Source organism: Pseudonocardia sp. NPDC046786 (assembly GCF_040645415.1).
GTDB classification, from domain to species: Bacteria; Actinomycetota; Actinomycetes; order Mycobacteriales; family Pseudonocardiaceae; genus Pseudonocardia; species Pseudonocardia kongjuensis.
In genome coordinates, this window is the sequence record NZ_JBEYYF010000007.1 from 1 (window position 1) to 13271 (window position 13271).

13 protein-coding genes are annotated in these 13271 nt (G+C 75.2%); 9 read left to right on the forward strand and 4 right to left on the reverse strand.

All coding sequences use genetic code 11. From position 1 onward, the window contains the following. Together ABZ881_RS10640 and ABZ881_RS10645 are read left to right on the forward strand one after the other, a co-directional pair. Window positions 1-359 (forward strand): transposase (locus ABZ881_RS10640; protein WP_358483592.1); only part of this gene is annotated, 359 nt, incomplete at its 5' end. A gap of 53 nt (window positions 360-412) precedes the next feature. Further along, window positions 413-844 carry an SRPBCC family protein gene (locus ABZ881_RS10645; RefSeq protein ID WP_358483594.1) on the forward strand — a complete coding sequence of 144 codons (432 nt, stop codon included), beginning with the start codon at window positions 413-415 and terminating at the stop codon, window positions 842-844. Here the strand turns inward: ABZ881_RS10645 and ABZ881_RS10650 are convergent. Further along, on the reverse strand, window positions 808-1860 hold the full coding sequence (locus ABZ881_RS10650) for a helix-turn-helix domain-containing protein (RefSeq protein ID WP_358483596.1): 1053 nt from the start codon (window positions 1858-1860) through the stop codon (window positions 808-810). The genes ABZ881_RS10645 and ABZ881_RS10650 overlap by 37 nt on opposite strands. A gap of 93 nt (window positions 1861-1953) precedes the next feature. On the opposite strand from ABZ881_RS10650, the gene ABZ881_RS10655 reads away from it, so the two are divergent. Genes ABZ881_RS10655 through ABZ881_RS10670 form a run of 4 tightly spaced genes read left to right on the forward strand, consistent with a single transcriptional unit; the run spans window position 1954 to window position 7470 of the window. Continuing rightward, complete coding sequence (locus tag ABZ881_RS10655; protein WP_358483598.1) at window positions 1954-2907, forward strand: VOC family protein; 954 nt, start codon at window positions 1954-1956, stop codon at window positions 2905-2907. Continuing rightward, a complete protein-coding gene (locus ABZ881_RS10660) occupies window positions 2907-3527 on the forward strand; it encodes a phospholipase (RefSeq protein ID WP_358483599.1) in 621 nt (206 codons plus the stop codon). The genes ABZ881_RS10655 and ABZ881_RS10660 overlap by 1 nt, the downstream gene beginning before the upstream one ends. Before the next feature lie 9 nt (window positions 3528-3536). Next, window positions 3537-6623 (forward strand): SNF2-related protein, encoded by a 3087-nt coding sequence (locus ABZ881_RS10665; RefSeq protein ID WP_358483601.1) that lies wholly within the window; start codon window positions 3537-3539, stop codon window positions 6621-6623. Next, on the forward strand, window positions 6616-7470 hold the full coding sequence (locus ABZ881_RS10670) for an SWIM zinc finger family protein (RefSeq protein ID WP_358483602.1): 855 nt from the start codon (window positions 6616-6618) through the stop codon (window positions 7468-7470). The genes ABZ881_RS10665 and ABZ881_RS10670 overlap by 8 nt, the downstream gene beginning before the upstream one ends. Before the next feature lie 286 nt (window positions 7471-7756). Here ABZ881_RS10670 and ABZ881_RS10675 read toward each other — a convergent pair whose 3' ends face one another. Further along, a complete protein-coding gene (locus ABZ881_RS10675) occupies window positions 7757-8092 on the reverse strand; it encodes a DUF3817 domain-containing protein (RefSeq protein ID WP_358483604.1) in 336 nt (111 codons plus the stop codon). 131 nt (window positions 8093-8223) lie between these two features. Between ABZ881_RS10675 and ABZ881_RS10680 the strand changes: the two genes are divergently transcribed. Further along, complete coding sequence (locus ABZ881_RS10680) at window positions 8224-9141, forward strand: TIGR03854 family LLM class F420-dependent oxidoreductase (protein ID WP_358483606.1); 918 nt, start codon at window positions 8224-8226, stop codon at window positions 9139-9141. A gap of 8 nt (window positions 9142-9149) precedes the next feature. On the opposite strand, the gene ABZ881_RS10685 is transcribed toward ABZ881_RS10680, so the two are convergent. Further along, window positions 9150-9878 carry a hypothetical protein gene (locus tag ABZ881_RS10685; protein ID WP_358483608.1) on the reverse strand — a complete coding sequence of 243 codons (729 nt, stop codon included), beginning with the start codon at window positions 9876-9878 and terminating at the stop codon, window positions 9150-9152. 144 nt (window positions 9879-10022) lie between these two features. Between ABZ881_RS10685 and ABZ881_RS10690 the strand changes: the two genes are divergently transcribed. Both ABZ881_RS10690 and ABZ881_RS10695 read left to right on the forward strand, forming a co-directional pair. Next, window positions 10023-10541, forward strand: a complete 519-nt coding sequence (locus tag ABZ881_RS10690; RefSeq protein ID WP_358483610.1) for a DUF309 domain-containing protein — start codon at window positions 10023-10025, stop codon at window positions 10539-10541. Window positions 10542-10603: 62 nt separating this feature from the next. Continuing rightward, on the forward strand, window positions 10604-12121 hold the full coding sequence (locus tag ABZ881_RS10695) for a GDSL-type esterase/lipase family protein (protein WP_358483611.1): 1518 nt from the start codon (window positions 10604-10606) through the stop codon (window positions 12119-12121). 32 nt (window positions 12122-12153) lie between these two features. On the opposite strand, the gene ABZ881_RS10700 is transcribed toward ABZ881_RS10695, so the two are convergent. Beyond that, the gene (locus ABZ881_RS10700) at window positions 12154-13230 is read right to left on the reverse strand and encodes a dipeptidase (RefSeq protein WP_358483613.1); all 1077 of its coding nucleotides are present in this window, start codon (window positions 13228-13230) and stop codon (window positions 12154-12156) included. Window positions 13231-13271: the final 41 nt, after the last annotated feature.

Genomic DNA, 13271 nt, shown 5'->3' on the forward strand with positions numbered 1-13271 from the left:
CTCACCCCGACCGGCTGGCCACTGACGACGCCATCCGGCTCGCCCGGCTCCGCAGAGCCGACCCCAACCTGGACAGGCTGACCGGCCACGTCCGAGAGTTCGCCACGATGATGACTGGCCGCACCGGTCACCAGCTCGACGGCTGGATCGACACGGTCGAGGTCGACGACCTCACCCCGATCGCCGGGTTCGCCCGCAACCTGCGTCGCGACCACGACGCCGTCCAAGCCGGGCTGACCCTCGACCACAGCTCCGGACGGGTCGAGGGCACCGTCAACAAGATCAAAATGCTGAAGCGTCAGATGTTCGGCCGAGCCGGCTTCGAGCTGCTCCGCACCCGCGTCCTCCACGCCCGCTGAGTCCAGGCCCACGCGCCCCATCACGCAAAGTGCGCCAGAGCCCGGACCTTCCGATGGTCCGCGTCACCCGCGAGTTCGACGCCCCGCCGGACCGGGTCTTCGACGCGCACGTCGACGTCGAGAAGGTGCGGCGCTGGCTCGGCCCGCGCAACCTGACGATGACCGTGCAGCGCTGGGACGCCGAGACCGGCGGCGGCTACCGCTACACGCACGCCGACGCCGACGGCGAGTACCGCTTCTACGGATCGTTCCACGAGGTCAGGGCGCCGGAACGGATCGTGCAGACGTTCACCTTCGAGGGCTTCCCGGACGGCGTCTGCCTGGAGACGCTCACCGTCACCCCGCTCGACGGCGGCCGCAGCCGGCTGGTCGGCACGTCGCTGTTCGACTCCTTCGAGGCCCGCGACGGGATGCTCGCCTCCGGCATGGAGGTCGGGGTGCGGGAGGGCTACGAGCAGCTCGACGAACTGCTCGCCGCGGGCTGAGCAGCCGGCTGGGCAGCCGGCTGGGCGGTGGCGCGTTCCCGGTAGGCGGCCGGGGTCAGTCCGGTCTCCCGCTTGAACACCTGGCCGAAGTGCGACGGCCCGCGGAAGCCCCAGCGGGCCCCGATCGCCGCCGCGGGCACCGCGGCCGCCGAGGGGTCGGCCAGGTCGCGGCGGCACATCTCCACCCGCCGGGACCGGATCCACGCCGCGGCACTGGTGCCGGTCCCGGCGAACAGGTTGTGCAGGTGCCGGGGCGAGACGTAGTGCGCGGCGGCGATCCCGGCCGGGCTGAGATCGGGATCGCCGAGATGGACGTCGACGTGCGCCTTGATCCGGTCCAGCAGGTCGCACCGCGGCTGCGGCTCGGCCCCGGCGGCCGTCCGCAGCAGCACCCCGACCAGGTCCATCGCGCCGCGCATGGCGAGCGCCCCGTGCGGGCCCAGCGCGGGCAGGTTCCGGTTGAGGCTGATCACGGTGTCCCACACGGTGGCCGCCAGCCCCGGCCGGTAGTCGAACGCGGTCGCGGTGATCCCGGTCAGCGGCTCGCCGCCGCGCGGCTCGACCCGGTCGTGCGCGAACCGTACGCACAGCGCCCGGTACCCGTCGGCGGCGACCACCCGGACCGGGCGGGACGCGTCGTAGAGCGCGTACCGGCCGGGCCCGAGCACCGCCGTCCGCCCGTCCTGGGTCACCCGGGAACCGCCGGCGAGCTGCAGGCTCAGCACGTAGCAGCCGGTGTCGGCGACGGCGATCTCACCGGCGTCCCGGTCGGCGGCGTGCCCGGCGCCGCTGAGCGTCACCAGATCGACGCCGTCCGCCGAGCGGGTCCCGACCGACCCGGTGAACAGCTGCGGCCGCTCGCACTCGAAGCCGAACCCGGCGATGCCCTCGCGGACCGCGGCCGTCCACGGCACGAACCGCTGCACGGCCCCGGCCGCCGGGACGGCGTCGGCGAGATCGGTCGTCGTCACCCGGTGGCCCACGATCGCCCACGGTAGCCCGCCGTGCACGGACACGACAGGTTCCTGCGCTGCCCGCCGATGCGCACCGGGCGGCCCGGTTCCTACCGTCGGGACCGACCGATCCGGCGACGCAGCGGAGGCTCAGCCATGGCCCATGTCGAGGGCTCGCACCACGTGACCCTGTCCGTGGGGCACGCCCAGGAGGACGTCGACTTCCACGTCCGGATCCTGGGGATGCGCTTCATCAAGCGCACCGTGCTCTTCGACGGGTCACTGCCGATCTACCACCTCTACTACTCCAACGCCGACGGCGACCCGTCCAGTGTGGTCACCACGTTCCCGTGGGCGCAGGCGGGCCAGTTCGGCACCCGCGGCACCAACCAGGCCCGCGAGGTGCTGCTGTCGGTCCCGGAGGGCTCGCTGGAGTTCTGGTCCCGCCGGCTGACCGCGCACGACGTCGAGGTCGCCGACACCGAGCGGTTCGGCCGCAGGCGGCTGGCGTTCCGGCACCCGTCCGGCATCGAGTACGTGTTCGTGCCGAACGCGGGCGACCCGCGGACCGGCCATCCCGGCCACGGCGTCCCGCCGGAGCACGCGATCCACGGCATCCACGGCGTCGGGCTGCACGTCACCACCCCGGACCGGATGGTCGAGTTCGCCGACGAGTCGTTCTTCGCCCAGGGCGCCCCGGTCGAGGAGGGCGACGTCGCCGCCCTGCAGATCGGCGACGCGAAGTTCGGCAACCACCTGGAGATCACCGTCAACCGGCGCGACGACCAGGGCACCTGGCGCTACGGCGCGGGCACCCACCACCACTTCGCGTGGAACGTGTCGGACCTGCGCAACCAGGACGAGGTGAAGTTCGCGATCGAGGGGGCCGGCTACACCGACATCTCCGAGCTGAAGGACCGCAAGTACTTCAAGAGCGTCTACGTCCGGACGCCCGGCGGGGCGCTGTTCGAGCTCGCCGTCACCCATCCCGAAGGCGGCTGGACCTGCGACGAGTCCCCGCAGGAGCTCGGCACCCGGTTCCAGCTCCCCGAGCAGTTCGAGCACCGCCGCGAGGAGATCTTCGGCAGGCTCGAGCCGATCGAGATCTGATGCTCCGCTGGGGCGACCCGGCCGCCCCGGTCACGGTGCTCGCCCTGCACGGGCGGGACCGCGACCCGGCGGACATGCGGGCGACGGCGAGCCGGTTCGGGCCGGTCCCGGCGCGGTTCGCCGCACCGCGCGCGCCCGGCGGCTCCTGGTACCCGAAGCCGTTCCTGGAGCCGTTCGAGGAGAACCGGGCCGCCCTGCAGGCCGCGCTCGACGTGGTCGACGACCGGCTGGACCGGCTCGCCGCCGAGGGCCACGACCGGGACCGGGTGGTGCTCTGGGGCTTCTCCCAGGGCGCCTGCCTGGCCGCGCACCACGTGCTCGCCCGCCGCACCGCCCCGCTCGCCGGGCTGGTGCTGTTCACCGGCGGCTTCGTCGGCCCGGACCCGCTGCCCGCGCCGCCGCCGGGATCGCTGGCCGGCACCCCGGCGGTGCTGCGGTCGATCGCGGACGACCCGTGGGTGCCGCGCCGCCGGGTCGAGCAGACCGCCGCGCTGCTCACCGCCGGCGGCGCCGCGGTGGACCTGCGGATCGAGCCCGGCGACGAGCACGTGATCACCGACGAGGCGTGCTCGGCGGCCGCGGCGCTCCTGCGTGCGCTCGCTGTCGGGGGTGGCCTCTAGCGTGGGGGTGTGCTCGTCGTCCACGCCCTCCACTCCCCCGGCCGCGGTGTGCTGCTCTGGGCGGAGGACGGCGAACGCCCGGCCCGCACCACCCGGCGGTCGCTGCGCACCGCCCGCCCGCACCCGTTCGCGGTGCCGTCCGACGAGCTGGCCGCGGTGCACCCGGGCCGCAACGCCTCGGTCACGGTGCTGCTGCCCTCCCACCCGGGCGGCCCGCAGGACTCCCCCGGCCTGGTCCGGTCCACCGCCAGGGCCCGCTCCCGCAGCGCCCTCACGCTGGCACCGTGGACGGTCCCGGCGGTGCTGGTCGACCCGTCCGAGCTGACCGACCTGTCGGCCGACGTGCGCTACGGCGACGACGTCGCCCATCTTGCGGAGCTGGCGGCGTTCGCCGCGGAGCTGGCCGCCCGCGGGCGGGTGCTACCGGTGCTGCGCACCGAGGCCGGCCGGCCGGTGGCCCGCTGGCGGCCGGTGGTCCAGGGGCTCGACGCGGTGGCCCGGGCCGATCTGGTGCGCAGGCTGCCGCCGGTGGCCCGCGCCGAGCAGCGGCGCCCGGGCGACGCCGCCGGTGCCGACCCGGAGGAGCTGGTGGACTCGGCGCTGTCCAGGTTCACCGACGCCGCGGTCCGCGAGCGGCTGGGCCGGTCGCCGTCGATGCCGGTGCTGCTGCCCGCGCGGCCGGACTCGGCGGCCGCGCTGCTGCACGCACTCACCGGCCCGGACCCGGTGGTCGCCGCCGGATCGGCCGGGCTCGGCGCGCTGCGCGACGCGCTCGACGAGTGGGCCGGGGTCGGCCGCGAGCAGCCCGGCGCGGGCACCGCGCTGTTCCGGCTGGCGGAGGTCTCGTCGATGCACGATCCGGCCGATCCCGGGCCGGACCAGCTGGACCAGACCGGCGACGGCACCCGCTGGGAGCTGCAGTTCGTGCTGCAGTCCACCGAGGACCCGAGCCTGCAGATCGACGCCGCCGACGTCTGGGCGGGCACCGCCGACGACCTGGTCACCGGCGCGCAGGAGGTGCTGCTCGCCGAGCTGGGCCGGGCCGCGCAGGTGCTGCCGGCGCTGGTCAGGGCCCTGCGCAGCCCCCGGCCCGCCGAGCTGGCGCTCGACGTCGATGGCGCGCACCGGTTCCTCACCCGGGACGCGCCCGCGCTGCTGGCCGCCGGGTTCGGGGTCGCCCTGCCGCGCGGCTGGGACGGCGCGCGCACGCTCGGGCTGAAGCTGTCGGCGTCGTCGTCGGCGGCGCCCGGCGTGGTCACCCGGGGCGGTCTGGGCCGCGACGAGCTGGCCACCTTCCGCTGGTCGATCGCGGTCGGCGACGACGAGCTGGGCGAGACGGAGATCGCCGCGCTGGTCGCCGCGAAGGCGCCGCTGGTCCGGCTGCGCGGGCGCTGGGTCGCGGTCGACGCGGACGCGCTGGCCCGCGGCCTGGATTTCCTGCGCCGGTCCCGGGACCGCACGCCGACCGTGCACGACGTGCTGGCCGCCGCCCGGGGCGACGTCGACGCGCCGCTGCCGGTGACCGACGTGCAGGCGCACGGGCGGCTCGGCGAGCTGCTCGACGGGACCGCGGACCGCGACCTGGAGCCGCTGCCCTCGCCGCCGGGGTTCACCGCGACGCTGCGCCCCTACCAGGAGCGGGGCGTCGCCTGGCTGGCGTTCCTGTCCTCGCTCGGGCTGGGCGCCTGCCTGGCCGACGACATGGGCCTGGGCAAGACCGTGCAGCTGCTCGCCCTGGAGGCGCACGACCGGGCGCCCGGGGACGGCGCGGCCGGGGCGCCGACGCTGATCGTCTGCCCGATGTCGATGGTCGGCACCTGGCAGCGCGAGGCGGCCCGGTTCGCCCCGGCGCTGCGGGTGCACGCCCACCACGGCGCGGACCGGCCCCGCGGCGACCGGCTGCACGAGCGGTTCGGCGAGGTCGACGTCGTCGTCACCACCTACGCGACCGCCACCCGGGACGCCGAGGACCTGCGATCGTGGCGGTTCCACCGGCTCGTCCTCGACGAGGCCCAGATGATCAAGAACTCGTACGCCGCGGTGTCCCGCACGATGCGCTCGCTCGACGCGGCGCACCGGATCGCGCTGACCGGCACCCCGATGGAGAACCGGCTGGCCGAGCTGTGGTCGGTGCTGGACTTCCTGAACCCGGGCATGCTCGGCGTGCCCGAGGTGTTCCGGCAGCGGTTCGCGGTGCCGATCGAGCGGCACGGCGACGCCGGCGCGGCGCGCACGCTGCGCCGGATCACCCGCCCCTACCTGCTGCGCCGGGTCAAGACCGATCCGACGGTGATCGACGACCTGCCGGAGAAGATCGAGATCGTGCAGGACCACCGGCTCACCCGCGAGCAGGCGTCGCTGTACCGCACGGTCGTCGACGACATGATGGAGCGGATCGAGGGCAGCGACGGCATCGAGCGCCGCGGCAACGTGCTGGCGGCGATGAGCAAGCTCAAGCAGGTCTGCAACCATCCCGCGCAGCTGCTGCACGACGGGTCGCCGATCCACCGGGCCGGCGGGCGGCACCGCTCCGGCAAGGTCGCCCGGCTGGAGGAGATCCTGGAGGCGGTGCTCGCCGCCGGTGACAAGGCGCTGCTGTTCACCCAGTACACCGAGTTCGCGGCGATGCTGCGCCCGCACCTGTCGGCGCGGTTCGACACCGAGGTGCTCTACCTGCACGGCGGCACGCCGAAGAAGCGGCGCGACGAGATGGTCGCCCGGTTCCAGGGGCCGGACGGGCCGTCGGTGTTCCTGCTCTCGCTCAAGGCGGGCGGCACCGGGCTGACGCTGACCGCGGCGAACCACGTGATCCACCTGGACCGCTGGTGGAACCCGGCCGTCGAGGACCAGGCCACCGACCGGGCGTTCCGAATCGGGCAGAAGCGGTCGGTGCAGGTCCGCAAGTTCGTCTGCCCGGGCACCGTCGAGGAGCGGATCGACACGCTGGTGGCGTCGAAGCGGTCACTGTCGGACATGGTCGTCACCGACGGCGAGGACTGGCTGACGTCGCTGTCGGTCACCGAGCTGCGCGAGGTCTTCGCGCTCGGCGCGGACGCGGTGGCGGACGCCGAGGACCAGGAGGGTCCCGATGAGTGACCGGCCTTTCTGGGCGCAGGAGGACTACCCGGGCGGCCGCCCGATCCGGGTCGAGGGCGGCATCCGGATCCACGCCCCGAAGGGGCCGGTGGCCCGCACCTGGTGGTCGGGGCGGTTCCTGTCGGTGCTCGAGCAGCTCGGCGTCGGCGGGCGGCTGTCCCGCGGGCGGACCTACGCCCGCTCCGGCCAGGTGGTGTCGTTCGAGGTCGACGCGGGCGCCGCCGTCGCGCTGGTCCAGGGCACCCGGCCGCAGCCCTACCGGGTGCGGATCGGGTTGCGGGTCTGGGACAAGCCGGAGTGGCGCCGGGTCGAGGAGGCGCTGGCCGCCGACGCCTGGTACGCGGCGGCGCTGCTCGCCGGGACGGTGCCGACCGAGATCGAGGAGCTGCTCGGCGGGCTGGGGATGTCGCTGTTCCCGGCGGTCGGCAACGACCTGTCGCAGGACTGCTCGTGCCCGGACGCGATGGTGCCCTGCAAGCACCTGGCCGCGGTGTTCTACCTGCTCGCGGAGCGCTGCGACACCGATCCGTTCACCCTGCTGGAGCTGCGCGGCCGGGACCGGGCGACGCTGCTGGGCCGGTTGCGCGAGGAGCGCGACCGGGCCGCAGGCACGGCCGGGGCGGCCGCCCCGGTGGCGCTCGCCGACCGGCTGGCGGACTTCTGGTCGGCACCGGCCGCGGCCGCCGTGCCGCCGCGGCCGCCGGAGACCGAGCCGGGGGCGGTGCTCGCCCAGGTGCCGGATCCGGGGCTGCGGGCCGGTGGGGAGCCGCTGACCGGGGCGCTGCGGCCGGTGTACGAGGTGCTGGCCGATCCGGATCCGGGCGCCGGGAAGCCCGGGAACGTGTGAGGGCCCGGCCGCTGTGATCACCACGGCCGGGCCCTCGTCCCGAACTGACGCGCCGCTCCCACCACGAAGCGACACGCCTGAACTTAGCCAAGGCTTACCTCAACGTCAAGTGCCGGGCCGGAACCGGGGCCGGACCTGGCCGGCCGCGGCCGAGGCGCGCACCCGCCCCGGAACGCGGGACGACCCGGCCGCTGTGGTCATGGCGGCCGGGCCGTGATTCCCGAACTGACGCGCCGCTCCCACCACGAAGCGACGGACAGAAGTTAGCCGAGGCTTACCTATGGCGTCAAGAGGCGAGCCTCATCCGGGCCGGCCCCGCGTCGAGCCGGCCGGTCCGCGCGACGTGCCGCTCGAACCAGATCGTGGTCAGCGGCGGGACGCTCGCCAGCAGGCCGACGGCGGTCGTCCACAGGTCCCACCGGAACAGCCGCGCGGTCCACAGCGTGACCAGCACGTACACGACGAACAGCGCGCCGTGGACCGGGCCGAACACCTGCACCCCGAGCTCGCTGGCGCCCAGCACCCACTTGACGAACATCCCGGCGAGCAGCCCGGTCCAGGACAGCGCCTCGGCGATCGCGACGATCCGGAAGATCCGGGCGACGAGGGTCGGGTCGTTCATGCGGGCGGCCTCCGGGCGGATCGTCGGGACGGGCGGGCTCCACTGTGCCGCATCCGGGACACGATCTTCTACTCGGCGTCGAACCGCGCACGGGGGTGACCGGACAGTGGTCGGGGCGTAACGTGGAGTGAGTGGTCGATTCCCCGCACGGCAAGGTACGGATCGGCGTCGGACTGCTCGGGGCGCGCTCGCTCCCGGACCTGGGCACCGAGTTCGACGACCTGCTCGATGCCCTCGACAAGTCCGCCGTGGACTCCCTCTGGCTCGCCGATCTGCCCTCCACCGGGGTGATCGAGGCGACCGTCGGGAGCACCTGGGCCGCCGCCCGCACCCGGCGGCTGAAGATCGGCACCGGTGTCACGGTGCTCCCCGGGCGCAACCCGATGCTGCTCGCCGCCGAGCTCGCGTCGCTGGCGGTGCTCGCACCGAAACGGATCCTGCCGGTGTTCGGGATCCGCGCCGCGTCCCCGCACGACCGCCAGCTCTATCCGGTGCCGGGCCGGCTCGCCGCCGTGTTCGAGGAGTCGGTCACCGTGCTGCGCAGGCTGCTCACCGAGGACTCGGTCACCCACCACGGCGAGTTCTTCACCCTCGACGACGCCTCGATCGTGCCGCGCCCGGCACGCCCGCTGGACCTGTGGTTCGGCGGCCGGGCCGACGCCGGGCTGCGCCGCGCCGGGCGGCTCGCCGACGGCTGGCTGGCCAGCTTCCTCACCCCCGCGGAGACCGCCCGCGGCCGCGCCGTGATCGAGCAGGCCGCCCGGGACGCCGGCCGCACGATCGACGACGACCACTACGGCACCAACATCTGGCTGGCCGAGCCCGGCACCGACACCGACGCAGCGCTGGCCCGCGCCGCACTGCAGCGCCCGGACACCGATCCCCGCGAGCTGGTCGGGATCGGCTGGGACGGGACCGCCGAGCTGATCCGCCGGCATCTCGACGGCGGGATCACCAAGTTCGTCGTGCGGCCGTCCGCCCCGGTCGACGACTGGGCCGCCTACCTCGACGAGTTCACCGCCGAGCTCGGCCCGCTGGAGTCCGGCTGATCACCGGGTCACCGACAGCGCCTCCGTCGAGCCGGGCCGCAGGCTCCCGCAGCCCGAGCGGGGCGCCGCGCTCGCGGCTGCCCGGCGCGGCTGGGTGACCTGCTCGGCGTAGGTGGTCGCCGCGACGAGCCGGGCCGGGCGTTCGGCGCCGCCCCCATCCCGACGGCGATCGCGCACAGCGGCACCGTCGGGCCGTCCCGGAAGCTGCGGGTGATCTGCCACCACGACGACGCCGACAGCACCAGCGTCGCCGCCAGTACCGACGTCACGAGGACCAGCAGCGGGTTCTCCGGTCCGGACGCCATCCACACCGCGTATGACGGGAGCGCCGCCACCTGCGACCCGGCGACCGCCGACACCACCGCGGCCCGCCACCGCCGCGGGACGATCTCGCGCGCGATCAGGTGGAACGCGACCGCGACCCCGGCACCGCAGGCCGGCGCCGCCGCCTTCGGGAACAGCACCAGGTCGGACACCCCGAACCAGCTGTCGCCGTCGAACAGCCCGGCCGCCGAGGCGAGCACCAGCAGGGCCAGCCAGGACGGGTTCGACCAACCCTCCACCGGGACCGCGCCGGGCTGCAGGACCGGACCGGCACCGGCCGCGATCGACCGGGCGTAGGCGAAGGTGATCCCGGCGTCGTCGACCAGCCACCGGCCGTAGAGCGCCATGTGGCAGGCGAGCACCACGGTGGGGATCCCGACGGCGACCACCCAGGCTGCCACCCGGGCGGCCACGGCACCCCGGCCGGCAGGACGACCCGGTTCCGCCGCGTGCCGGACCGGACTCTCGGCGACGACCACCTGCAGGATTGTGTCGCAACATCATCACCGGGCCGCACCGGTGTGCCCGGTGCCCGTCCGGATGGCAGGGTCGGGGCCATGACAGCGACCCGCGACCGCGACGAGCGTGGCCGTGCCCGCAACGCCCGCCCCCGGGACGCCGCCGGCCGGCCGCTCCGCCGCGGCGCAGCCGGTGTCGAGCGGGTGCCCGAGGATCTGGTGCTGGCACCGGACGAGGCGGTCGCCGAAGCACAGCGGCTGCTCGACGAGGGCCTGCCGTTCCAGGCGCACGAGGTGCTGGAGGGCACCTGGAAGGACTGCACCGACGACGGCCGCGAGCTCTGGCGGGCGCTCGCCCAGCTCGCCGTCGGGCTGACCCACACCCAGCGCGGCAACGCCCGCGGCGCGGTCGCCCTGCTGCGCCGCGGCGCCGAGGGCATCCGGGTCTGGCGGGTGCTCGGCCGGCCCGCCCCGGCCGGTCTGGACCTGGACGGCGTGACCGCGCACGCCGACACGCTCGCCGACGACATCGAGGCCGGCCGCAACGCAGGCCCGGACCGGCTGCGGCCCCGGCTGCGCGGTGGTGCCGTCCGCCACCCCGGCGACCGACGTCCGTGACGCGGGGGCGGTCCTCCGGGCACGATGTGGGGCATGCAGCTCCCCGGTGACCCCCGCTGACGGTGCCCGTCCGCTCCGCCCGCACGCCCTGGTTCCGCAGCCTGCTGCGCGAGGCCCGGTCGCTCCCGACCCTGCTGCTGCTCGCCCTGATCGCGGTCGTCGGCGTGCCGCTGGTGATCATGGCGACGCCGGAGAAGCAGGTCGAGGTGTTCGGCCAGGATGTCGGCGTCGGCGCCCGGGTGCCGCCGCTGACGCTGTCCGGCCCGGCCCAGATCGTGCAGATCGGCAACGCCGAGTTCGATCTCAGCAGCGTCCAGGTGTACGGCCCGATCCGGCCGCGGCTCTCGATCGGCCCGCTCAAGCGCCCCGAGGACAACGGGCCGGTGCTCGGCCCGCACACCGTCGACGGCGCCGGTGACGCGGTCCGCACGCTCACCGACGGCTTCGTCACCTGGTACCTGTGGGGTGCCGCCGGGATGGTCGTCACCGCGCTGCTCGCCAGCGGCCTGATGGGCTGCGCGCGGCTGCTGGTCGCGCTACGCCGGGCCCGGCGCCACGACAGCGAACCCGTGCACTGGGACGACCACGCCGGCCCGATCGGCCGGATGACGACGATCGCGGTGGCCGTGTCGGTGCTGCTGTGGGGTGGTGCCGGCGTCGCCGCCCTGCACGGCACCACGTCCGGGCTGGCCTCGGTCACCTCGGTGACCGACCTGGTCGGCGCGTCGACGGTGACCCCGTCACCGGCCGGGCCGCCGGTCACCGGCGTCACCGGCGCGGTGATCGGCGACTCCCGGGCCGCCCGGATCGGCGGCCCGCCGGTCGAGCAGCCGGACGGCACCATCACCCCGGACGACGCCGCCTGCGCCCGCAGCTCCGACTCGACCGCCGCCGAGCTGTCGCTGCTGCGCGGCGAGGAGGTGCTGAACCTGGCCTGTGCCGGGGCCAGCGTCGCCGCCGGGCTGCGCGGGCCGCAGCTGCGCGACGGGGTCACCGTCGATCCGCAGGTCGGGCGGCTCAAGCAGGTGCAGGGACTGCAGTGGGTGGTCGTCGCGATCGGCCCGAACGACCTGGCGTGGTCGGACTTCCTGCTGTACTGCTATGGCTCCGAGACCTGCGACGACCGGCTCTCCGAGGGAGAGTTCGTGTCCCGGCTGGCCGTGTTCGCCCGGGACGTGGGCGCGCTGTTCAACGACCTGGACGCGCTGCCCGGCGATCCGCGGGTCGTCGTCACGCTGTCCTACGACCCGTTCCCGGCCACGTTCGACCCGGCGTGCACCGACATGCAGGGCCCGCCCGGCACCGCGGGCCTGGACCAGGACAAGGTCGACCTGCTGGCCGAGCGGAACCGCAGGCTCAACGACGTCCTGGCCGACGGTGCCGCCCGGTTCGGCTTCACCACCGCGGCCCCGATCCTGACCCCGCTGTGCGCGCCGTCCGCCGACCGGATGGGCCCGGACCTGCAGGGCTTGGACCGGCCCGATCCGTTCCACCCGACGGCGGTCGGGTCGCTGCGGATGGCCGCGTCGACGGCGGCGGCGCTGGCGATCCCCCGCGACGAGCCGCGGGACGTGCCCTGACGCCCGATCGGGCCGAGCGGGAGCGCGGCCGGTCAGGCGCGGTCGGCGGCGCGCAGCACCCGCAGCGCGTTGCGGCCGGCCAGCTTCGCCAGGTCGGCGCGGCTCCAGCCGCGGTCGGCGAGCGCGTCGAACAGCCGGGGGTAGGCGGACACGTCGGCCAGGCCGTCCGGGAGCTCGGCGGTGCCGTCGAAGTCGCCGCCGATCCCGACGTGGTCGATGCCCGCCGCCTCCCGCAGGTGCTCGACGTGCGCGACCACGTCGTGCAGGTCGGCGCGCGGCTCCGGCGGTCCGTCCCAGCTGCCGGCGAACCGGTTGCGGGCGGCGAGATCGCGGTGGTCGACGCCGGCGGCGGCCATCGCGGCCACCAGCTCCCGGTCCCGGTCGGCGACCCGGGCGGACACGAACCGCGGCACGAACGTCGCCATGCAGACCCCGCCGCCCCGGGCCATCGTGGCCAGCACGTCGTCGGGCACGTTGCGCGGATGGTCGGTGACCTCGCGGGCCCCGGAATGGGTGAACAGCACCGGAGCCGACGACACCGCCAGCGCGTCGTGCATCGTCGTCGCCGCCACGTGCGAGAGGTCGACGATCATGCCGAGCCGGTTCATCTCGGCGACCACCTCGCGGCCGAACGACGTCAGACCGCCGTGCCGGGGCTCGTCGGTCGCCGAGTCGGCCCAGTCGTTGTTCAGGTTGTGGGTCAGCGTCAGGTAGCGCACGCCGAGCGCCCGCAGGATGCGCAGCACGGCCGTCGAGTTGGCGATGCAGTGCCCGCCCTCGGCACCCATCAGCGAGGCGATCCGGCCGCCGGCGGCCACCCGCTCGGCGTCGTCGGCGCCGTCGGCCAGGCCGAGCGCGTCGGGATGCCGGGCCGCCAGCCCGCGCACCCGGTCGATCTGCTCCAGCACCGCGGTCACCGCGCGGTCACCGGTGAACGAGCCCGGCACGTAGACCGACCAGAACTGGGCCGCGACCCCGCCCGCCCGCAGCCGGGGCAGGTCGGTGTGCAGCCGCGGATCGCCCGCGGCCAGGTCCGGCTCCGGCCCGCCGAGCTCGCGCAGCGCCCAGGGGAGGTCGTTGTGCCCGTCCAGCAGCAGCAGATCGTCCACGGGCCCGAGTATGCGTCGGACCCCGGTCCGGTGGGACCGGG

Bases quoted from the DNA above. Each gene is read 5' to 3' on its own strand.
- ABZ881_RS10645 (WP_358483594.1), top strand. From the start codon at position 413: ATGGTCCGCGTCACCCGCGAGTTCGACGCCCCGCCGGACCGGGTCTTC.
- ABZ881_RS10655 (WP_358483598.1), top strand. From the start codon at position 1,954: ATGGCCCATGTCGAGGGCTCGCACCACGTGACCCTGTCCGTGGGGCAC.
- ABZ881_RS10660 (WP_358483599.1), top strand. From the start codon at position 2,907: ATGCTCCGCTGGGGCGACCCGGCCGCCCCGGTCACGGTGCTCGCCCTG.
- ABZ881_RS10670 (WP_358483602.1), top strand. From the start codon at position 6,616: ATGAGTGACCGGCCTTTCTGGGCGCAGGAGGACTACCCGGGCGGCCGC.
- ABZ881_RS10675 (WP_358483604.1), bottom strand. From the start codon at position 8,092: ATGAACGACCCGACCCTCGTCGCCCGGATCTTCCGGATCGTCGCGATC.
- ABZ881_RS10690 (WP_358483610.1), top strand. From the start codon at position 10,023: ATGACAGCGACCCGCGACCGCGACGAGCGTGGCCGTGCCCGCAACGCC.